This window comes from Citrobacter sp. wls716 (genome assembly GCF_005280975.1).
GTDB classification, from domain to species: domain Bacteria; phylum Pseudomonadota; class Gammaproteobacteria; order Enterobacterales; family Enterobacteriaceae; genus Citrobacter; species Citrobacter youngae.
This window is the reverse complement of the sequence record NZ_SZWX01000049.1, coordinates 477,928-498,320: the sequence shown is the minus strand read 5'-3', so window position 1 is coordinate 498,320 and position 20,393 is coordinate 477,928. Positions and strand designations below refer to the sequence as shown.

The window sequence follows — 20,393 nt, the reverse complement described above, 5'->3', positions numbered from 1 at the left end:
GTTCGAGTCCCGTCCGTTCCGCCACTTATTAAGAGCCCTGAGCATTTGCTCAGGGCTTTTTCTTTGCCTGTAACTTTATTATTGCTGAATTCGCAAAACTCCTCTGCATTGTTCGCTCTTTTTCTATAAAGAGCAGAAGGTCATAATCCCCTCAGTTAACGAACATTGTGATTAAAAAGAGGAATTCTATGACAATCCCTGCATTTGGTTTAGGTACTTTCCGCCTGAAAGACGACGTGGTTATCGCTTCTGTTAAAACGGCGCTTGATCTGGGCTACCGTGCTGTCGACACTGCACAAATCTATGATAATGAAGCGGCTGTTGGTCAGGCGATTGCCGAAAGTGGCGTACCGCGTAATGAGTTGTACATCACCACCAAGATCTGGATTGAAAATCTTGGCAAAGATAAGCTGATCCCAAGCCTGAAAGAGAGCCTGAAAAAACTGCGCACAGATTATGTTGATCTGACGCTGATCCACTGGCCATCTCCAGGAGATGCCGTCTCTGTTGAAGAGTTTATGCAAGCATTGCTCGAAGCTAAAGAGCAAGGGCTGACTCGTGAAATTGGTATCTCTAACTTCACTATCCCATTGATGGAAAAAGCTATTGCTGCTGTGGGTGCAGAGAATATTGCGACTAACCAGATTGAGTTATCTCCATATCTGCAAAGCCGTAAGGTTGTTGACTGGGCGAAAGAGCACGGTATCCACATCACCTCATACATGACGCTGGCTTACGGTAAGGCGCTGAAAGATGAAGTGATTGCTGGCATTGCGGCTAAACATAACGCGACGCCGGCCCAGGTGATTCTGGCATGGGCGATGGGGGAAGGTTACTCTGTGATCCCTTCTTCTACCAAGCGTGAAAACCTGGCAAGCAACCTGCTGGCGCTGGAACTGCACCTTGATGCGGAAGACAAAGCGGCAATCGCTGCTCTGGATTGCAACGACCGCCTGGTTAGCCCGGAAGGTCTGGCGCCTGAGTGGGATTAATTGCCTGACCCCTCTGTGCCTTTAACCCTCTTTTACAGCTCCTTCGGGAGCTGTTCTTATATATTCACTTAAAAAATCGATGAATGCCCGAATACGAGTACTGACGGCACGATCGCTGTAATACACCGCGCTGAAAGGCATCTCGACTGGCAGTCGTTTATCCGCCATCAATTCGACCAGCTTACCCTGAGCGATCTCCTTATCAATCATATAATCTGAAAGACAAGCAATACCGTTGCCGTTCAGGCAAAGCTGCTTCAGCGTTTCGCCACTGTTCGAAGACAGGCCGCACTCAACCTCATGTAATTGTCCGTCACTACAGGCAATGGGCCATGTATTGAGCGAAATGGGTTCAGAAAACCCCAGACACAGATGCTGCTTTAACTCTTCAACAGTCTCTGGCTTACCGAAGCGGGCAATATAGTCAGGTGAAGCAATAATCTTGCGGTAGCTGGTAAAGAGTGGACGTGCGCGCAGACTTGAGTCAGTCAAGGCACCGGCACGTATCGCAACATCCACTTTTCGTTCAATAAGATTGATAAATGTCTCTGAGGAAACCAGCGACAACGTCATCTCGGGATAGCGCTCACGGAAAGGTTTGATTAGCGGCATCAGGAAATGCAACATCACCGGTGTTGCCGCATCGATACGTAGCAGACCGCGCGGAGTATTACGCGACTCGATGATTTCCATTTCTGCAGCTGCCATTTCCTGCAGTACCTGCTGCACACGTCTGAAGTAACGCTCTCCTTCTTCAGTCAGGCTTAGCTGTCGGGTTGTGCGATTCAGCAAACTGACGCCCAGTTTCATCTCCAGCTTTTTTACTGCCCGACTGACCGCGGAATTGGCTTGTCCAAGCTGTTCTGCCGCCCGGCTAAAGCTACCGCTTTCAACTACGGCTACAAAAATCGCAAGTTCATCGGATGTCGCTTTCATTTTTGCACCTGAAGCAAAATTATATTGAGATTTTGAATATTTTTGTCATTAAAACATCCCGGCATACTACATGTCATCTGATTACTGATGATATGGAGCTATTTATGCCTCTCGCTTTATTTGCACTCACAATAAGTGCCTTCGCTATTGGCACGACTGAATTTGTGATTGTCGGCCTGGTGCCGACCATTGCTGAACAACTGGCGATCTCTTTACCTTCTGCCGGGATGCTGGTTTCAATCTATGCGCTGGGTGTCGCGATCGGGGCGCCAGTATTGACTGCCCTGACCGGACGTCTGCCACGTAAGCAACTGTTGGTTGCGCTGATGGTTCTGTTTACGGCGGGGAATTTGCTGGCATGGCAGGCACCCGGGTATATGACACTCATTGTCGCCCGCCTGCTGACAGGCCTGGCACACGGCGTATTCTTCTCGATTGGTTCTACCATCGCGACAAGCCTGGTGCCAAAAGAGAAAGCCGCTTCCGCCATCGCCATTATGTTTGGCGGCTTAACGGTGGCGCTGGTGACGGGCGTGCCGTTGGGTACGTTTATCGGTCAGCACTTTGGCTGGCGCGAGACTTTCCTTGCTGTATCTCTGTTGGGTGTGATTGCACTGATTAGCAGCCAACTGCTGATCCCGGCCAACATTCCGGGTCGGGCGGCCGCCAGCATTCGTGATCAGGTAAAGGTGTTAACCCATCCGCGCCTGTTGCTTATCTACGCGGTTACGGCACTGGGTTACGGTGGTGTCTTCACTGCATTCACCTTCCTGGCTCCTATGATGCAGGACCTGGCTGGCTTTTCGCCGGCAGCGGTAAGCTGGATCTTACTGGGCTATGGCGTATCGGTCGCTATCGGTAATATCTGGGGAGGTAAGCTGGCGGATAAACATGGTGCTGTCCCGGCGCTGAAATTTATCTTCGCCGCGCTGTTTGTTCTGCTGATGGTTTTCCAACTGACGGCCTCCACGCAGTACGCCGCGCTGGCTACCATTTTGGTGATGGGGATCTTTGCCTTTGGTAACGTACCGGGGTTGCAGGTTTACGTGGTACAGAAAGCGGAACAATTTACCCCAAATGCGGTGGATGTGGCATCAGGTCTGAATATTGCTGCGTTTAATATTGGCATTGCGCTTGGCTCTGTAATTGGCGGACAAACGGTAGAGCATTATGGTTTAGCACAGACTCCGTGGATTGGCGCGCTGATTGTTCTGGTCGCTTTTTTACTGATGAGTATCAGCGGTCGCCTGGATAAACCGGCGCGGGTAGTATTGGGATAATTCATTGATGTAAGTACCCACTTACAAAACAAACTGTAATTGTTCGTTGAAAGTGAGTGCTAAAGTCCCTATAACAGAAGAACCAGTCCGGCTGCGGGCTGGTTGCCGTTATAGAGGTTTGAAAGTCTAAAGTGCGAAAAAACACCTATGCCATGCGCTATGTTGCCGGACAGCCCGTTGAGCGGATTTTACCGCCTGGGTCATTTGCGCATATCGGCCAGGCATTACCTGCAGGCGTGCCGTTAAGCAGTGAAGATCGCATTCGCGTGCTGGTGTGGAATATTTTTAAGCAACAACGGGCAGAATGGCAGTCGGTGTTGAAGAATTTTGGCAAAGACGCGCATCTGGTGTTATTGCAGGAAGCGCAAACCACGCCAGAGCTGGTGCAGTTTGCGACCGCTAACTATCTTGCTGCCGATCAGGTTCCGGCCTTTGTGCTGCCCCAGCATCCCTCTGGCGTCATGACGCTTTCCTCCGCCCACCCCGTTTACTGCTGCCCATTGCGCGAGCGTGAGCCGATTTTACGGCTGGCGAAATCGGCGCTGGTGACGGTGTACCCATTGCCTGACACTCGGCTATTAATGGTGGTGAATATCCACGCGGTTAACTTTAGCCTTGGCGTTGATGTCTATAGCAAGCAGTTACTTCCGATTGGCGATCAGATTGCTCATCACAGCGGTCCGGTGATCATGGCCGGCGATTTTAATGCCTGGAGCCGTCGACGGATGAATGCGCTGTACCGCTTTGCGCGTGAAATGTCACTGCGCCAGGTACGCTTTACTGACGATCAGCGCCGCCGCGCGTTTGGTCGTCCTCTCGATTTTGTGTTCTATCGCGGTCTGAACGTGAGTGAAGCCTCTGTGCTGGTCACCCGCGCATCTGACCACAACCCGCTACTCGTTGAATTCAGTCCCGGCAAACCTGAACAATAACGGTGTGTCAGGTCTGCCGTAGGGCAGGCCTGTGATGGTGCTGCTCTTCATATTTCACAACAACCGAAGGACAACACAATGACAACACGCTCTCATCATGACAACGTCGAAAAACAGTTTGGCTCTCAGGCAAATGCCTATTTAACCAGTGCGGTGCATGCTTCTGGTCGTGACTTGCAACGTCTGGGGGAAAGGTTGTCGGCATTTCCGCAGGCCTGCGTATTGGATATGGGATGCGGAGCGGGGCACGCCAGCTTTGTGGCCGCGCAACACGTAAAGCAGGTCGTGGCTTATGATTTATCATCACAGATGCTTGAAGTGGTCGCTGGAGCGGCAAAAGACAGAGGTCTGGAAAATATCGCCACACGGCAGGGGTATGCTGAAAGCCTGCCATTTGAAGATAACGTATTTGATGTGGTGATTAGCCGCTATTCCGCGCATCACTGGCATGATGTCGGGCGCGCGCTGCGGGAAGTGAACCGCGTTCTGAAGTCCGGCGGTGTGCTGATTGTGATGGATGTGATGTCGCCAGGCCATCCTGTACGTGATATCTGGTTGCAAACTGTCGAGGCGTTACGTGATACCTCGCACGTTCGCAACTATTCCAGCGGAGAGTGGTTGTCGTTAATCAATGATGCCAATCTGATTGCCGATACGTTGTTAACTGACCGTCTGCCGCTGGAGTTCAGTTCGTGGGTGGCACGGATGCGCACGCCTGCAGCGTTGAGCGACGCGATTCGTGTTTACCAACAGAGTGCTTCTGTTGAAGTGAAAACCTACTTTGCGTTGCAGGAAGATGGCTCGTTTACCAGCGACACGATCATGGTTGAGGCGCATAAAGCGGGATAAATAAAAAAGGCACTGGGGGGAAGCCAGTGCCTTCATTTCTACAATGCTATCAGGAGTCCGGCATGCCGTTGTTTTTCACAAACAACGTGAGCTGATCGCCTGGCTGCAGATTGTCCGTATCGTTGTTCCAGCGCATCACATCCTTGATGTTAACCCCGTGGCGTTTGGCAATGCTCGACAGCGAGTCGCCTTTACGCACACGATAGGTGATGCTATCGCTGTTATTAGCCAACCGCTGCGCGCTGGTACCCGCACCTACGGTCAGGCTTTGGCCCACTTTCAGCGATGATCCACGCAGATTATTCCACTGCTGCAGATCCTTCGTGCTCACGCCAAGACGTGCAGCGACGCCGGAAAGCGTATCGCCAGAGCGAACTTTGTAGCTACGGCTGTTCAGCGGCGTGTTATCCGCAGCCAGCGTTGACTGTACGGCTGCAATTTCGCCGGAAGCCAAAGACTCACGCAGCTTCTCTGCATGCTTCTTTGGTACCATCACGTATTGCGGACCGCTGGCACCCAACGTGGAGCCTTTCACGCCTGCATTGAAGGTCTTCAGCTTGCTGACGGAAATACCCGCCATATCGGCAACCTGAGCCATCTCAACCGGGCTACTCAGGCGAACACGTGCCAACGCGCGGCTTTCATCTGTTGTTGGCAGACGTACGCCATAGCGTTTGCTGTTTTTGAGTATATCGCTCAATGCCAGCATTTTGGGCACGTATAGCTTCGTTTCCTGAGGCAATGGCAACGACCAGAAGTCAGTGGGTTTACCACGAGCTTTGTTCGTTTTGATTGCCTTCATGACACGACCTTCACCGCTATTATACGCGGCAACAGTCAGCAGCCAGTCGCCATCAAACATCTTGTTCAGACGCTGCATCATGTCCAGCGCGGCAGTGGTGGAAGCCACAATGTCGCGACGTGCATCATAATTGCGGGTCTGTTTTAAACCATAATTGCGCCCCGTGCTCGGAATGATCTGCCAAATACCTGCGGCATTGGCGCCAGACGTTGCGTGAGGATCAAAAGCGCTCTCCACTATGGGTAGTAGTACCAGTTCCATAGGCATGTTACGTTTCTTAACTTGCCCGGCTATCCAGTACATATACGGCTCTGCCCGTAAAGTTACATCGTGGAGATAGCTCTTATTGCGTAAATACTTCTGTTTTTGTTCGCGAATCCGGTTGTTTTCCGGAATTCCCATCTTTAGCTCGTCACCAATGAAAGCCCACAAATCCTGATCAGCAGCGATAGATGTTCCATCGTCCATCCATCGCGCCTGACTTGTAAACTTTCCTGCTTCCCCTTGACCAGCTGCAGAAAGGCTCTGTGCGTGCTGTTGGACGTTACCAGTATTCTGGCACCCAACAAGCAGGACAGAGGCGAGTAATATCGCTTTTGCCTTCATGTGTGTGTCAATAGTTGCTTAAAAGACGACCGATCATAACGGCGAAGTTTTCAAAAGGCAACCCGGAATTGTCAGAACGTATCTTTCTTTGACCTTAACCATGCAAAACGCTCTTCAGGTTGTTGCAATATTGTTTCTTTGTTTATTTCGTTAATTAAATCAATATCTTCTGTTCTTAAAAAAAGATTATTTCGTCGCTCATTTTTCAGAATTACGGGTAGCGTCATTTGTTTTTTTACCCGTAACTCATTAACTTTACGATAATAATCATTAATAAACGAATCGTGCGGCAGAATGCTTAAGGCAAACTTCATGTTTGCTAATGTGTACTCATGGGCACAGCAGATCAATGTATCATCAGGAAGCGAACTTAATTTATTAAGTGATTGATACATCTGTGAAGCTGTACCTTCAAATAGTCTGCCACAGCCGCCTGAAAAGAGCGTATCGCCACAAAATAGGTAAGGTTGGCTAAAGTAACAGATATGTCCTAAAGTGTGACCCGGAGTAGCAATTACCCTAAATTCATGCCCCAAAACGAGTGCAATATCGCCATCTTCGACTATATGTGTCGTTCCCTTATCTTGCGTTTCAGCCGGTCCGTATACCACTATTTGTGGGAAATGCTGCAGAAGTTCTTTCACTCCGCCCACGTGATCCTGATGATGATGGGTTAGCAGAATGGCTTCAGGCACCCAGTTATGCTCTGCAATGGCTTTCAGAACAGGAGCCGCTTCACCTGGGTCCACAATCAGACAATGCTGGTCATTATTTGACAAGACCCAGATGTAATTGTCCTGAAATGCAGGAATACTGTTAAGATTCATATATTACCTCTCAATGCGTAACGGAAGGTTGTGATGAAACCGGCAAGGATCCCTCAAACTGTCGTAGCGCCCGTTAGCTGGGATGATATGCCCTGGGGCGAACACTATCGTGAGGCGCTGGAGTATCAGCTTAACCCGTGGTTCGCAAAAATGTACGGTTTTCATCTGCTTAAGGTTGGTAATTTAAGCGCAGAAATCGATTCCGAAGCGTGCGCGGTTTCTCATCAGGTAAATGTTTCTTTGCAGGGTTCGCCCATGCAGGTGACGGCCGATCCTTTGCATCTTCCCTTTGCCGATAAGTCCGTGGATGTCTGTTTATTGGCCCATACGTTACCGTGGTGTTCCGATCCGCATCGCCTACTGCGTGAAGCCGATCGCGTGTTGATTGATGACGGTTGGTTGATTTTGAGCGGCTTTAACCCGGTAAGCTTGATGGGGTTGCGTAAGCTGGTGCCAGTGCTACGTAAAACACCGCCTTACAACAGTCGGATGTTTACCCTCATGCGTCAATTGGACTGGCTATCATTACTGAATTTTGAGGTGCTGCACTATAGCCGGTTCCACGTGCTGCCCTGGGCGAAGCAGGGCGGTAAAATGTTAAGTGCGCATATTCCGGCACTAGGCTGTTTGCAGTTGGTTGTCGCGCGCAAGCGAACAATTCCGCTTACGCTCAATCCGATGAAACAAAGTAAAAGTAAGGCACGCATCCGCCAGGCCGTTGGGGCAACCCGACAATACCGCAAGCCAGATGCTTAAGACTCTGCCTGATACCCAACATCATCCTGGGTGGGACTCATTGCCGCAGCACGAGCAAGCTCATCGCAGCGTTCGTTTTCCGGATGACCCGCGTGCCCTTTAACCCATTCCCATTTGATTTGGTGCGGCCCCAGCGCGGCATCCAGACGTTTCCACAGATCGACGTTCTTCACCGGTTTTTTATCTGCGGTTTTCCAGCCGCGCTTTTTCCAGTTGTGGATCCACTGCGTAATGCCCTGACGCACATACTGGCTGTCCGTGCTGAGTATCACTTCACACTGTTCTTTCAGGGCTTCCAGCGCAACGATTGCCGCCATCAGCTCCATGCGATTATTGGTAGTGAGGTTGTAGCCTTCGCTAAAGGTTTTTTCGCGCCCGCGATAGCGTAAAATCGCCCCGTAACCACCTGGCCCTGGATTTCCCAGGCATGAACCGTCGGTGAAAATTTCTACCTGTTTAAGCATCTCTGGTAGACTTCCTGTTTTAGCAAATCGAAATCAAACGATAAGTCTGACATAAATGACCGTTATGAGCACTGGAATTACACGACAGGTAGTCCTCGATACCGAAACCACCGGTATGAACCAGATTGGCGCCCACTACGAAGGCCACAAGATCATTGAGATCGGTGCGGTTGAAGTGGTGAACCGCCGCCTGACCGGAAATAACTTCCACGTTTACCTGAAGCCGGATCGGCTGGTGGACCCGGAAGCGTTTGGCGTACACGGAATCGCCGATGAATTCCTGCTTGATAAACCCACGTTCGCCGATGTTGCCGATGAGTTTCTCGACTATATCCGTGGCGCGGAGCTGGTTATCCATAACGCATCGTTTGATATCGGCTTTATGGATTACGAATTCGCGAAACTCCATCGCGATATCCCGAAGACGAACACCTTCTGTAAAGTGACCGATAGCCTGGCGTTGGCGAGGAAAATGTTTCCTGGCAAGCGTAACAGCCTTGATGCGTTATGCTCGCGCTATGAGATAGACAACAGCAAGCGTACCCTGCACGGCGCATTGCTCGATGCCCAGATTCTGGCCGACGTTTATCTGATGATGACCGGTGGGCAGACCACCATGGCGTTCTCAATGGAAGGTGACAGCCAGCAGCAGAATGATACGGGGATCCAGCGCATTGTGCGTCAGTCCAGTAAATTACGCGTTGTTTTCGCCACTGATGAAGAGCTGGCAGCCCATGAGTCGCGCCTTGACCTGGTACAGAAGAAGGGCGGAAGTTGCCTCTGGCGGGCCTAGTTCTGGTATTTACAGTACAGAAATGGTCATTCGGGTGATTTTTGCAGCAAACGATTAAAAAACGTGAGAAAAAGCGTTGACGAGGCGCGAGGCAATCCGTAATATTCGCTTCGTTCCCAAGCGGAACACAACGCGGAGTGGTAGTTCAGTTGGTTAGAATACCTGCCTGTCACGCAGGGGGTCGCGGGTTCGAGTCCCGTCCATTCCGCCACTATTCAGAAAGCCTGAATCAGAAATGATTCAGGCTTTCGTCGTTTTTACTGCCCAAAAAAATAAAAGCCTGCAACCATATGTTATTGCAGGCCTTGCTGTTACTCGCTCAGCGTCTGTGCGATATCTTTTTGCACCTGCTGGCGCTGTTCTGGGGTCAGCACTTTGTTCAGGTCAAAGTAGTATTTCACGCGGTAATAACGCGCCTGTTGTTCGATGTTGCTGAACGCCGAAAGCTGTTTTTTGACGGCTGCTTCATCCCATTTCCCGGACTTGATGACGTCAATTAGCGCGCCGTCTTTAACGTCTTTCACTGAAATCTGACTGACATTGGTTTCAAGCTGCTGGTGCAGTTTTTTAATCTGCGCCACCTGGTCGTTGGTCAACTTAAGGTGTTGAACGACCGGATCCTGGGCCGGAGCCGGAACATTAGATGTGGTTGCTGCAAGCGAGCTAAAAGAAGCGCCAGCCACGGTAACTGCCAGCAAAGTCATGCGTACGAAGTTTTTCATTATTGAAATCCTGATAAGGGAATTATCGACATTGTCTGCCACTCGCTGGTGACGAGTGATTATCCCTTGCAGAATACGTTGCCCGATGCATGTCGCCACGCGAATTTGTTTTGCGGTTGGTTACGGAGTGAAACAATCCCGCCGTGGATACATGGTCCGTGGCGGGAGGGAAGGCAAACTCTACAGGATGAAAGCGTCAGCATCCTGCCAGGCGGGAAACTTCTCGCGATACTCGCGTAGCGCCGAGAGTGACAACTCAGCGTCAATACGTGTGGCCTGATGCGGCTCGGCGGTGGCAATAATCTCACCCTGCGGATTAATCACCCGGCTGTCACCGCGATAATGATGGCCGTTACCATCGGTTCCCACACGGTTACATCCTGCTACATACGCCTGATTTTCAATTGCCCGTGCGGTGAGCAGAATCTGCCAGTGCAGCGAGCGCGGTGCGGGCCAGTTGGCAACGTACAAGGCGAGATCGTAGTCGTTGCGGTTACGCGACCACACCGGAAAACGCAAGTCATAACAGACCAACGGCAGAATGCGCCAACCACGCCATTCAAAGATGATGCGCTCTTCACCTGCCTGATAATGCTGATGCTCATCCGCCATGCGGAACAGATGGCGTTTGTCATAGAGATGCACGGTGCCTTCGGGTTCAACCAGCAAAAAACGATTCACCGGCCCCCGTTCAGACTGTATCGCCGCGCTACCTGCTATCAGGGCATTCGTCTGCTGCGCTTTGCTACGCATCCAGCTTACAACTTCCTCTTGCGGCAACGATTTGTTTGCCGCTTCCATCGCAAATCCGCTGGTAAACATCTCGGGCAACACAATAACGTCACGCCCGGTGACGGTTTCCAGTTGGCGGTCGAAATGGCGCAGGTTGGCCGGGCCATCCATCCAGATCAGCGGTTGTTGCAGCAGCGTAATTTTTAAACCTGGCACGATCGAGGCTCCTCGTTGAACAGCATTTTGACACTGTAGCATGAGCCTTAACGAAAATGTGGCAATAAAAAGCCCCGCATTGAGCGGGGCTGAACGTTGTGCGTTAGCGTTATGCTGCTTCGACCTTACGCACCTTCTCTGGCAACTTTACCGGCTGAGTCGCCAGCGCCTCGGGTTCAAAGTCATCCACGTTAATGCTGCGCAGACGACTCGCCTCGGCTTTCACCAGAATTGCGGCTTCGTCTTTATCAATCAGCCCTTTGGCCAGCGCATTGTGCGCCAGTTCATCCAGGCGGGTAAACGGCAGGTTTTTACCCAGCTCTTTGCAGATCCGCTGGTGGATAGGGTCGGCTGCAATCACATCCAGCAGCGCCTCTTCCAGTAAGCCAACCGGGTTGTGTTCGCTTGGCGTCAGGTACTGACCGCGACCAAGACGAGAACGGGTGGCGCTTGGAACCTGCAAAATCTTCGCGACTTTATGATCCAGCTTGTCAGACGGTGCATGGTAGTGGCGACCGGTAGGGAAGATAACCACATTAAGCAAGCCTGCGACCAGACGGTTCGGGAAGTTTTTCAGCAGGTCGTCCATCGCCTGTTCCGCTTTGTACAACGCATCCTGAACGCCCCAGTGGACCAGCGGCAGGTCTGCTTCATTACGGCCTTCATCGTCATAACGCTTCAGCACCGCGGAGGCCAGATACAGCTGACTTAACACATCGCCCAGACGCGCGGAGATACGTTCACGGCGCTTCAGGCTACCGCCCAGTACGGCCATGGACACATCCGAAAGCAGTGCCAGGTTGGCGCTCAGACGGTTCAGGTGCTGGTAGTAACGTTTGGTCGCATCGCCAGTTGGCGTGCTGCTGGTTAAACCACGCGTCAGGCCAAGCCAGAAGCTACGCACTTTGTTACTGCCGACGTGACCAATGTGTTTGAACAGCAGTTTGTCGAAGGCATTCACATCGTTACTCTGCGCCGCCGCCATCTCTTCCAGAACATATGGATGGCAGCGAATCGCACCCTGACCGAAGATCATCATGCTACGGGTCAGAATGTTGGCACCTTCAACGGTAATAGCGATTGGCGCACCTTGATAAGCACGGGCGAGGAAGTTGCTTTCCCCAAGCATAATGCCTTTACCGCCAGTGATATCCATTGCATCGATGATTGACTGCTGCCCGCGGTGGGTACAGTGATACTTCACGATGGCCGACAGCACCGCCGGTTTTTCACCCAGCATAATACCGTAGGTTATCAGCGACGCCGCAGCGTCCATCACGTAGGCGTTACCCGCAATACGTGCCAACGGCTCTTCAATACCTTCCATCTTACCAATAGAGATTTTGAACTGGCGACGAATGTGCGCATACGCACCGGTGGCCATTGCGACCGATTTCACACCGCCCGTCGAGTTAGACGGCAGGGTAATACCGCGTCCTACGGACAGGCATTCCACCAGCATGCGCCAGCCCTGACCGGCCATTTTTGGGCCGCCGATAATGTAATCAATTGGAACAAAGACATCTTTGCCCAGCGTCGGGCCGTTCTGGAACGGCACGTTCAGCGGGAAGTGACGACGTCCAATTTGTACGCCTGGCGTTGAGGTTGGGATCAGCGCACAGGTAATGCCAAGATCTTCTTCGCCACCCAGCAGTTTTTCCGGGTCGGAGAGTTTAAATGCCAGACCCAGCACGGTAGCGATAGGCGCCAGCGTGATATAGCGTTTGTTCCAGGTCAGGCGCATCCCCAGCACCTGCTGCCCCTGCCAGTCGCCCATACAAACCACACCGGTATCAGGGATCGCGCCTGCATCGGAACCCGCTTCCGGACTGGTCAGGGCAAAGCATGGGATCTCCTGACCACGTGCCAGACGCGGCAGGTAATGGTTCTTCTGCTCTTCGGTGCCGTAATGCTGCAGCAGTTCGCCTGGGCCTAATGAGTTAGGTACGCCAACGGTGATCGCCAGGATACCGGAAACGCCGGAGAGTTTCTGCAGAACGCGAGCCTGAGCATAGGCGGAGAATTCCAGCCCGCCGTATTCTTTCTTAATGATCATTGCGAAGAAGCGGTGTTCTTTCAGATACGCCCACAGCTCCGGCGGTAGATCCGCGAGTTCGTGGGTTATCTGGAAGTCGTTCGCCATGCGGCAGGCTTCTTCCACCGGGCCATCAATAAACGCTTGTTCTTCAGCAGTCAGATGCGGCTGAGGATAGTTATGCAGTTTTTTCCAGTCTGGCTTGCCCTGGAACAGGTCGCCTTCCCACCAGGTCGTACCGGCATCAATCGCTTCTTTCTCGGTGCGTGACATCGGCGGCATGACTTTACGGAAACCGCGGAACACCGGCGCAGAGATCATGGATTTGCGCATCGGCGTAAAGTTAAACGGTACGAGGATAATGGCCAGAGGAACCAGCAGCCAGACTGACCACAGGCCAGCCACGCCAAGCGCAGCCGTCCAGGCGAGCAAAATTAAGCTGCTGAGGAATAAGCTCACGCGGTGATAAAACAGAACGCTGAGCAGAACAACCGTAGCGATAATACTCAAAATCATCATAACGAAAAGCTCCCTTGCTTGTAGGAGGTCTGACCACTTGTGATGATATGGTTGTAGTGGATGTGAATTCTTTTAGCAATGTGTTTACAAAATAATTACAACAAAGCTCACATTGTTGTTGTTTTAACCGGCACAAAAAATCAAAAGCGACAGCCATTCCTGTGGCTTGTACTTCTCGCTGGTAGCGCTATCCGGTACACTGCATCTTGTCATTTACATTCATGCTGAAGGATATCCTCATGTACCAGGATCTTATTCGTAACGAACTGAGCGAAGCGGCGGAAACGCTGGCTAATTTTCTTAAAGATGACGCCAATATTCACGCCATTCAACGCGCGGCGGTCCTGTTGGCAGACAGCTTCAAAGCCGGCGGTAAGGTACTTTCTTGCGGTAACGGCGGCTCCCATTGCGACGCGATGCACTTCGCCGAAGAGCTGACCGGACGCTATCGCGAAAACCGTCCGGGCTACCCGGCGATCGCTATCTCTGACGTCAGCCATATCTCCTGCGTCAGCAACGATTTCGGTTACGATTATGTATTCTCCCGCTACGTGGAAGCCGTGGGCCGCGAGGGCGATGTCCTGTTAGGCATCTCCACTTCGGGTAACTCCGGTAACGTGATTAAAGCGATTGCTGCGGCGCGTGAGAAGGGAATGAAAGTCATCACCCTGACCGGCAAAGATGGCGGTAAAATGGCCGGCAGTGCAGATATTGAAATTCGCGTGCCGCACTTTGGCTACGCTGACCGTATTCAGGAAATTCATATCAAAGTGATCCATATCCTGATCCAGTTGATCGAAAAAGAGATGGTTAAGTAACTCTACCCGTCATACTTCAAGCTGCAGGTGCGTTGGTTTCACTCAGAAACCCCAGTCACATAGTTATCTATGCTCCTGGGGATTTCATCCCTTACCGCCTTCCTGCAACTCGAATTATTTAGGGTATAGCATATTGTTTTATCTGCTATTTTAAGTTTTCATTGGCTGTAACAATTACGCCTTCCCGCTTAAGGCGTTTGTGGAGGTGATGTATGTGCGAACTGCTCGGGATGAGCGCCAATGTGCCAACCGATATCTGCTTTAGCTTCACCGGGCTGGTTCAGCGCGGCGGAGGTACCGGTCCGCACAAAGACGGCTGGGGTATTACGTTTTATGAAGGTAAGGGCTGCCGTACGTTTAAAGATCCGCAACCCAGCTTTAATTCGCCTATCGCCAAACTGGTACAAGACTATCCCATCAAATCCTGTTCTGTGATTGCCCATATCCGTCAGGCGAACCGTGGCGAAGTGGCATTGGAAAATACCCACCCCTTTACGCGAGAGCTGTGGGGACGTAACTGGACATACGCCCATAACGGCCAGCTCAGCGGCTATAAATCGCTGGAAACTGGTAATTTCCGTCCGGTCGGCGAAACCGACAGCGAAAAAGCGTTTTGCTGGCTGCTGCATAAACTGACCGAGCGTTATCCACGCACGCCTGGCAATATGACGGCAGTATTTAAATATATCGCGATGCTGGCAGGTGAACTGCGGGAGAAGGGAGTCTTCAACATGCTGCTATCTGACGGGCGTTATGTGATGGCCTTCTGTTCGACCAACCTGTTTTGGATCACGCGGCGTGCGCCATTTGGCGTAGCGACGTTGCTGGATCAGGATGTGGAGATTGATTTTAGCTCAGAGACCACACCCAATGATGTGGTCACCGTGATTGCCACGCAGCCGTTAACCGGCAATGAAACCTGGCAAAAGATTATGCCAGGCGAGTGGGCATTATTTTGTCTCGGGGAGCGCGTAGTTTGATGCCAGCTGCGGCTGAACCACTTCGTGACTCAACGGCTTGCTGATAACATAACGGCCATCGACGACGGAAACAGTTGGTGGCTTACGCGTTTGTTCGAAGTAATCGTATCCCGGTTTTAGCTGCGACCAGAACTCTTTGTAATACGAGAACTTATGACGCTGCATGTTGGCGTCGGTCATACGGAACGGATAAATGCTGACCTGCACACTGGACTGCCCAAACACCAGCGCGCCGGTGACAAACTGGAAAATCTCATCAATGCCGTTATCGGTCATCGCGTAGCAGCCGACGGAAACGCAGGCACCGTGAATCATCAGGTATTTACCTTCATAACCGTGTGCGCGGTCGTAGGCGTTAGGGAAACCAATGTTAATCGCTTTGTAGAAGCGGCTATCCGGTTTCAGCTGTCCGCGCTGTACGCTGTAAAATCCTTCCGGACTTTTGAAATCACCCTGACGCTGTTTCGGCCCTAAGCCGCCGGAATAATTGCAGATCTTATAGCTGTCGAGCAATTGATACTGTTCGCCCATCTTGACGTACAGATCCAACGTTCGCTCTTCTTTGAAGATCTGAATATAGACAGGGGAGCCCATTAATTGCTGCTTATATTCTTTGCTGACAGGCGTGGTCGGGCTGCTGCTGCTCAGCAAACCGGCAAACGAAACGCACGGCAATAAAAGCATCGCAAGAAAAAATGCGATTTTACGCATACTGCTTATTCCTTGATAAAACGATTACACACGCCAGGACGGCAAAAAGAGTCCCCAAATCGGATAAATCTGGATCTGGAGCGCTCACATTATCACCCAGAGAGTTTTTCGCAAGTCTCTCGTGCTGCGTTTACACTTTAGATTTTCTTTATACGGAAAATTGTGCTTAAAGTCTGTCAGACACTGGCGTATTTTGCAGGTTAGCGAACGTCATTGAGTCTTTTTAGTGCAGAATTTCTAATGTATTGAATTTAAAAAATTAATAATTTAATAATCGAATATTAAAATGGAATACCCGGCAATAGCGGTAGACTGCGCCGAACGTGTTTGATTAGGTATTTTTGTTTTCATGTCTTTTGTCTCTGCACCCCGACGCTTTTTGCCGGGTCTGCTGTCTTTGTGTGTTGTGTTGTCATCACCGTCTGTCGCCAAAGTTCAGCCCCTCTTATCTGACGCCCATCTAAGCTATGCGGCGCAAATGCGCATGCGTAATCGTGCCCGGCTGCTGAAGCAATACCACGCGCAGGTAAAAAAGCAGGCAAGTTATGTGGTGGTAGGTAATGCGCAAAGTAAAAGCGCGCTGCGCCAGCAGAACAGGACGCTGATTAAACAGCACCCGGAGTGGTTCCCTGGGCCGCTGAAAGCGAGCGATCATCGCTGGCAGGAGCTGGCGGAGAATGACCATTTTCTCAGCAGCGACCATCTGCACAACATGACCGAAGTGGCAATCCACCGTCTTGAGCAGCAGTTAGGTAAACCCTATTTGTGGGGCGGGACCAGCCCGGATCAAGGCTTTGACTGCAGTGGGCTGATTTTTTATGCCTACAACAAAATCCTGGCGGCAAAATTGCCGCGTACGGCGAATGAAATGTATCACTACCGGCGGGCGACCATCGTCGCCAATCGCGACCTTCGTCGTGGTGATTTATTGTTCTTTCATATTCACAGCCGGGATATTGCCGATCATATGGGGGTCTACCTGGGACAGGGGCAATTTATTGAATCGCCGCGTACGGGAGAAACTATTCGGGTGAGTCATTTATCCGATGACTTCTGGCAGGATCATTATCTCGGCGCCCGTCGTATTCTGACGGAAAATACCATTCTGTAATCAATAAGGCGGTGCGAATGGCACCGCCTTGCCACGGGTTAACTCAGCGCCCCCATGATTTTTAATTCCAGCTCATCCGGAACTTCGTTATAAGACAGTACCTGCAAACCCGGTGCAAACAGGCGGGCATAACGCGCGAGCAGAGGACGAAGCTGCGGTGCGACCAGCAGCACAGGTTCTTTTCCCGCCGCTTTCATCTGTTCTTTAATCTGCGGCATATTGGTCTGGAACTGATTGAGCATATTCGGATCGACCGGTACGCTATCGAGCACTACTTTGCCGCTTTGCTGCGCCTGATTCACCACATTAGCCAGCAGATTCTCCAGCTCATTATTCAGCGTGTACACCGCCAGTTCATCTTTGCGCACAAACGGATGGGTAATACTGCGACGAAGCGCCAGACGCACATCGGCCGTTAACAGAATATGATCTTTGGTGACGGCGCTACTGGCGACCAGGACGGTGGCAATGGTGACGATATCGCGCAGCGGCACGCCTTCAACCAGCAGTGCCCGGTAAACCTTCAATAGCTGGCTGTAATTCAGCGCTGCGCTCAGATCTTCCGCCAGGCGAGGTGCCATTGAAGAGAGGCGGTTATGCAGTTGCGTAATATCATCGTAGTTAAACAGGTCGGGAATATAGCTGCGAATGACCTTATTCACATGCGTCGCAATAACGCTGGCGCTATCGATAACCTGATACCCCATATTTAACGCTTTGGCTTTTTGCGCCGGGACAATCCACGTGACCGGCATACCATAGGCCGGATCGTGGCCTAAAACACCATCGATCTCACCGTAGGTTTCACTGGAGGGCAGTGCCATCAGCTTATCTGAGGGAATATCGGCCTCATCAGCCTTGATCCCATTGATAAAAATGGCGTACTGGGTCGGTTTCAGACGGAAGTTTTCGCGGATGCGAATTTCCGGCAGCAGCACGCCGTTGGTGTCTGAGATAACCTGTCGCACGCCGCGAATACGTTGAGTGAGCGGATTCCCTTTGGATTTGTCCACCAACGCCACCAGTTTGTACCCCAGGCTCAGGCTGATTGGCTCAATTAAGGGGATGGTTTCCCAACTGACCTGTTGATCGGTGGTTTCAACGATGGTTTTGGTCAGCGTCTCAAGATTTTTTTCTTCTGTCTCCGCCACCTTCGGGCGCTTGCTCATACGCCAGGCGGTAAACCCCAGCAGGGCGCTGAATACCAGGAACGGGAAATGCGGCATTCCCGGCACCACTGCCAGCACAAACATGATGCTGGTGGCGGTATAAAGTACGGAGGGGCTGGCCAGCAATTGGCTACGAACGTCTGTGGCGATATCACCGCTGTCGCTCACGCGAGTAACGATAATTGCCGCTGCCGTCGATAGCAGCAGAGACGGGATCTGGGCGACCAGGCCGTCACCGATGGTCATCAGGACATATTGCTGGAAGGCGGCTTCAGCGCTTAAATCGTATTTAAAAATACCGATACAGACGCCGCCGATCAGGTTGATGGCCAGAATCATCATCCCGGCGATGGCATCACCGCGCACGAACTTCGACGCGCCGTCCATTGCGCCATAGAAATCCGCTTCGCCCGCCACATCTTTACGTCGGGCCTGCGCCTGGGCCTGATTAATCAGCCCCGCGTTCAGATCGGCGTCGATCGCCATCTGCTTGCCGGGCATGGCGTCCAGCGTAAAGCGGGCCGAAACTTCGGAGATACGCTCGGCACCCTTAGTAACCACGATAAAGTTAATTGTGAACAGCGTCAGTAAGGCCGATCGTGAAAACATCGTCGCGGCGCTGCATGGACAGTCTATTTTTAACGGTGGCGGCATGGCACCGTTAAACAAGCTCGGCAAACAGCCGATAGCGCCAGGCGCGCAGAAGAAAAACGTCACGCGCAACAAGCTGGATAAAACGGTTAACCCGCAAGAGACGGCGAAAATCACCGAAGATAACGCCAAAAAAGCGCTGGATGTGAATGAAAAAGCGGTGCTGCTGAAGCAAAAATCAGCCCGTGAATTGGGTGAGCTGGCGACCGACATTAACGTCATCGCCCGCAATGCGCATATGGAAACCAACCTTGAGATGGAGATTGTTCCTCAGGGGCTGCGCGTGCTGATTAAAGATGACCAGAACCGGAATATGTTTGAACGCGGTAGCGCCAAAATTATGCCGTTCTTTAAATCGCTGCTGGTTGCGCTGGCCCCCGTGTTTGACTCGCTGGACAACAAGATAATCATCACCGGCCATACGGATGCGATGAGCTATAAGAGCAACATTTACAACAACTGGAACCTCTCTGGCGACCGTGCTTTGTCAGCACGACGCGTGCTGGAAGACGCCGGCATGCCGCAGGATAAAGTCATGCAGGTTAGCGCCATGGCGGACCAAATGCTGCTGGATGCGAAAAACCCGGAAAGCGCAGGCAACCGTCGTATTGAGATCATGGTGTTAACGCAAAGTGCTTCCGATACGCTGTATCAATATTTTGGTCAGCACGGCGAGAAAGTGGTTCAGCCGCTGGTTGATAAGCTGGACAAGCAAAAGCAGGTGACTTCTTTACGTCAACCCTCTGCTCCCGCCACGCATTAATTCTGTTCTCCGCCCCCACGCAATGTGGGGGCAAATTATCCCGCAGGAAGGCAATATGATAGATATAGCCCATATTATTCCATTGGATATTCATACTGATAACGTCACCGATGTGGCTTGTCAGGGGGCGCATTTCGACCCGGTTTCAGGTATCTGGTACGCCGAACCTCATGAGTTAAATGAGACGCTGCGCGAGCATGTTTACGCGACGGACAATTTTAATATTGTGGCTCCTTATTACCTGGTTATTACGTCGAAAATGCAATGCTGGAATTGCCATCAGCCCACGTTTATTCATGGTGTGATGCTTACCCGGTTTATCAAACAAAATCAGGATGATAAAAGATGGATGTCCGTGCGGCGCAATACATTTTTGTTCCATATCAACACGCTGCCGGAAGAGATAAAAAAGAACATCAAAGCCAGCAATTACTATCTGGATAAAAGTAAAACGACCGGGCTACGTTACTGGATGAACCATTGTGAAATCTGTGGAGAACGCCTGGGTGACTACGAGCTGTTCTGCGTCGAGGATGATGCATTTCGTCTGATGACGATTGAAAAACTTTTGCGGGCAAATATGCGCAAAGTGAATAAGTTGTTTGTCAGTACGGCAGGAAATCCCGCCGACCATGCGCCAAAAGACATTGTGCGTTATCTGTGTGATGCGCGCTTTGTGATGAATGGACACGCACTGACGTAGCAGAGGTACAGACTTCTCATATCGTA

At 51.4% G+C, this 20,393-nt stretch carries 18 protein-coding genes, 1 tRNA gene and 2 pseudogenes; 12 read left to right on the top strand and 9 right to left on the bottom strand.

What is annotated here, in order from left to right; all coding sequences use genetic code 11:
• Nucleotides 1-188: 188 nt before the first annotated feature.
• Nucleotides 189-992 carry a 2,5-didehydrogluconate reductase DkgB gene (dkgB, locus tag FDX24_RS18685; RefSeq protein WP_137364743.1) on the top strand — a complete coding sequence of 268 codons (804 nt, stop codon included), beginning with the start codon at nt 189-191 and terminating at the stop codon, nt 990-992.
• 21 nt (nt 993-1,013) lie between these two features.
• Here dkgB and yafC read toward each other — a convergent pair whose 3' ends face one another.
• Nucleotides 1,014-1,928 (bottom strand): DNA-binding transcriptional regulator YafC, encoded by a 915-nt coding sequence (gene yafC / locus FDX24_RS18680; RefSeq protein WP_061067293.1) that lies wholly within the window; start codon nt 1,926-1,928, stop codon nt 1,014-1,016.
• 104 nt (nt 1,929-2,032) lie between these two features.
• Here yafC and FDX24_RS18675 point away from each other — a divergent pair, with 104 nt between their 5' ends.
• The 3 genes from FDX24_RS18675 (at nt 2,033) to FDX24_RS18665 (ending at nt 4,989) form a co-directional block, all read left to right on the top strand.
• Nucleotides 2,033-3,208, top strand: a complete 1,176-nt coding sequence (locus FDX24_RS18675) for an MFS transporter (protein WP_061067294.1) — start codon at nt 2,033-2,035, stop codon at nt 3,206-3,208.
• 131 nt (nt 3,209-3,339) lie between these two features.
• Nucleotides 3,340-4,140, top strand: a complete 801-nt coding sequence (locus FDX24_RS18670) for an endonuclease/exonuclease/phosphatase family protein (protein WP_048212545.1) — start codon at nt 3,340-3,342, stop codon at nt 4,138-4,140.
• Nucleotides 4,141-4,218: 78 nt separating this feature from the next.
• Nucleotides 4,219-4,989: a class I SAM-dependent methyltransferase gene (locus FDX24_RS18665; protein ID WP_137364742.1), complete on the top strand. Its 771-nt coding sequence runs from the start codon at nt 4,219-4,221 to the stop codon at nt 4,987-4,989.
• Between the two features lie 49 nt (nt 4,990-5,038).
• On the opposite strand, the gene mltD is transcribed toward FDX24_RS18665, so the two are convergent.
• On the bottom strand, nt 5,039-6,397 hold the full coding sequence (mltD, locus tag FDX24_RS18660; protein ID WP_137364741.1) for a murein transglycosylase D: 1,359 nt from the start codon (nt 6,395-6,397) through the stop codon (nt 5,039-5,041).
• Between the two features lie 71 nt (nt 6,398-6,468).
• The gene (gloB, locus tag FDX24_RS18655) at nt 6,469-7,224 is read right to left on the bottom strand and encodes a hydroxyacylglutathione hydrolase (protein ID WP_137364740.1); all 756 of its coding nucleotides are present in this window, start codon (nt 7,222-7,224) and stop codon (nt 6,469-6,471) included.
• A gap of 33 nt (nt 7,225-7,257) precedes the next feature.
• Here gloB and FDX24_RS18650 point away from each other — a divergent pair, with 33 nt between their 5' ends.
• Nucleotides 7,258-7,980: a class I SAM-dependent methyltransferase gene (locus FDX24_RS18650; protein WP_137364739.1), complete on the top strand. Its 723-nt coding sequence runs from the start codon at nt 7,258-7,260 to the stop codon at nt 7,978-7,980.
• Here the strand turns inward: FDX24_RS18650 and rnhA are convergent.
• Nucleotides 7,977-8,555, bottom strand: a pseudogene (gene rnhA / locus FDX24_RS18645) (ribonuclease HI). The gene FDX24_RS18650 and the pseudogene rnhA overlap by 4 nt on opposite strands.
• Between rnhA and dnaQ the strand changes: the two are divergent.
• Both dnaQ and FDX24_RS18635 read left to right on the top strand, forming a co-directional pair.
• Nucleotides 8,509-9,237 (top strand): DNA polymerase III subunit epsilon, encoded by a 729-nt coding sequence (gene dnaQ, locus FDX24_RS18640; protein WP_075551413.1) that lies wholly within the window; start codon nt 8,509-8,511, stop codon nt 9,235-9,237. The pseudogene rnhA and the gene dnaQ sit on opposite strands and share 47 nt — an antisense overlap.
• Nucleotides 9,238-9,371: 134 nt before the next feature.
• Nucleotides 9,372-9,448 (top strand) — tRNA-Asp (locus FDX24_RS18635).
• A gap of 100 nt (nt 9,449-9,548) precedes the next feature.
• Here FDX24_RS18635 and FDX24_RS18630 read toward each other — a convergent pair.
• The 3 genes from FDX24_RS18630 to fadE form a co-directional block, all read right to left on the bottom strand.
• Nucleotides 9,549-9,959, bottom strand: a complete 411-nt coding sequence (locus FDX24_RS18630) for a Spy/CpxP family protein refolding chaperone (RefSeq protein WP_137364738.1) — start codon at nt 9,957-9,959, stop codon at nt 9,549-9,551.
• Between the two features lie 180 nt (nt 9,960-10,139).
• A complete protein-coding gene (locus tag FDX24_RS18625; protein ID WP_048212537.1) occupies nt 10,140-10,907 on the bottom strand; it encodes an amidohydrolase in 768 nt (255 codons plus the stop codon).
• A gap of 109 nt (nt 10,908-11,016) precedes the next feature.
• Nucleotides 11,017-13,461 carry an acyl-CoA dehydrogenase FadE gene (gene fadE, locus FDX24_RS18620; protein ID WP_048212536.1) on the bottom strand — a complete coding sequence of 815 codons (2,445 nt, stop codon included), beginning with the start codon at nt 13,459-13,461 and terminating at the stop codon, nt 11,017-11,019.
• A gap of 239 nt (nt 13,462-13,700) precedes the next feature.
• On the opposite strand from fadE, the gene lpcA reads away from it, so the two are divergent.
• Both lpcA and FDX24_RS18610 read left to right on the top strand, forming a co-directional pair.
• The gene (lpcA, locus tag FDX24_RS18615) at nt 13,701-14,279 is read left to right on the top strand and encodes a D-sedoheptulose 7-phosphate isomerase (RefSeq protein WP_016151815.1); all 579 of its coding nucleotides are present in this window, start codon (nt 13,701-13,703) and stop codon (nt 14,277-14,279) included.
• Nucleotides 14,280-14,491: 212 nt separating this feature from the next.
• Nucleotides 14,492-15,259 (top strand): class II glutamine amidotransferase, encoded by a 768-nt coding sequence (locus FDX24_RS18610; RefSeq protein ID WP_003031388.1) that lies wholly within the window; start codon nt 14,492-14,494, stop codon nt 15,257-15,259.
• Here the strand turns inward: FDX24_RS18610 and dpaA are convergent.
• Nucleotides 15,230-15,970 (bottom strand): peptidoglycan meso-diaminopimelic acid protein amidase, encoded by a 741-nt coding sequence (gene dpaA / locus FDX24_RS18605; protein WP_003843847.1) that lies wholly within the window; start codon nt 15,968-15,970, stop codon nt 15,230-15,232. The two genes, FDX24_RS18610 and dpaA, sit on opposite strands and share 30 nt — an antisense overlap.
• A gap of 349 nt (nt 15,971-16,319) precedes the next feature.
• On the opposite strand from dpaA, the gene FDX24_RS18600 reads away from it, so the two are divergent.
• The gene (locus FDX24_RS18600; protein ID WP_048212535.1) at nt 16,320-17,081 is read left to right on the top strand and encodes a C40 family peptidase; all 762 of its coding nucleotides are present in this window, start codon (nt 16,320-16,322) and stop codon (nt 17,079-17,081) included.
• Nucleotides 17,082-17,119: 38 nt separating this feature from the next.
• Here the strand turns inward: FDX24_RS18600 and FDX24_RS18595 are convergent.
• Nucleotides 17,120-18,838, bottom strand: a pseudogene (locus FDX24_RS18595) (flagellar biosynthesis protein FlhA); the annotation flags it as partial.
• Between FDX24_RS18595 and lafU the strand changes: the two are divergent.
• Entirely contained in the window at nt 18,750-19,664 is a 915-nt protein-coding gene (lafU, locus tag FDX24_RS18590; protein ID WP_197081314.1) for a putative lateral flagellar export/assembly protein LafU, read from the top strand. The pseudogene FDX24_RS18595 and the gene lafU overlap by 89 nt on opposite strands.
• 55 nt (nt 19,665-19,719) lie before the next feature.
• Nucleotides 19,720-20,367 carry a DNA primase gene (locus tag FDX24_RS18585; RefSeq protein WP_137364736.1) on the top strand — a complete coding sequence of 216 codons (648 nt, stop codon included), beginning with the start codon at nt 19,720-19,722 and terminating at the stop codon, nt 20,365-20,367.
• The last annotated feature ends 26 nt before the right edge of the window (nt 20,368-20,393 follow it).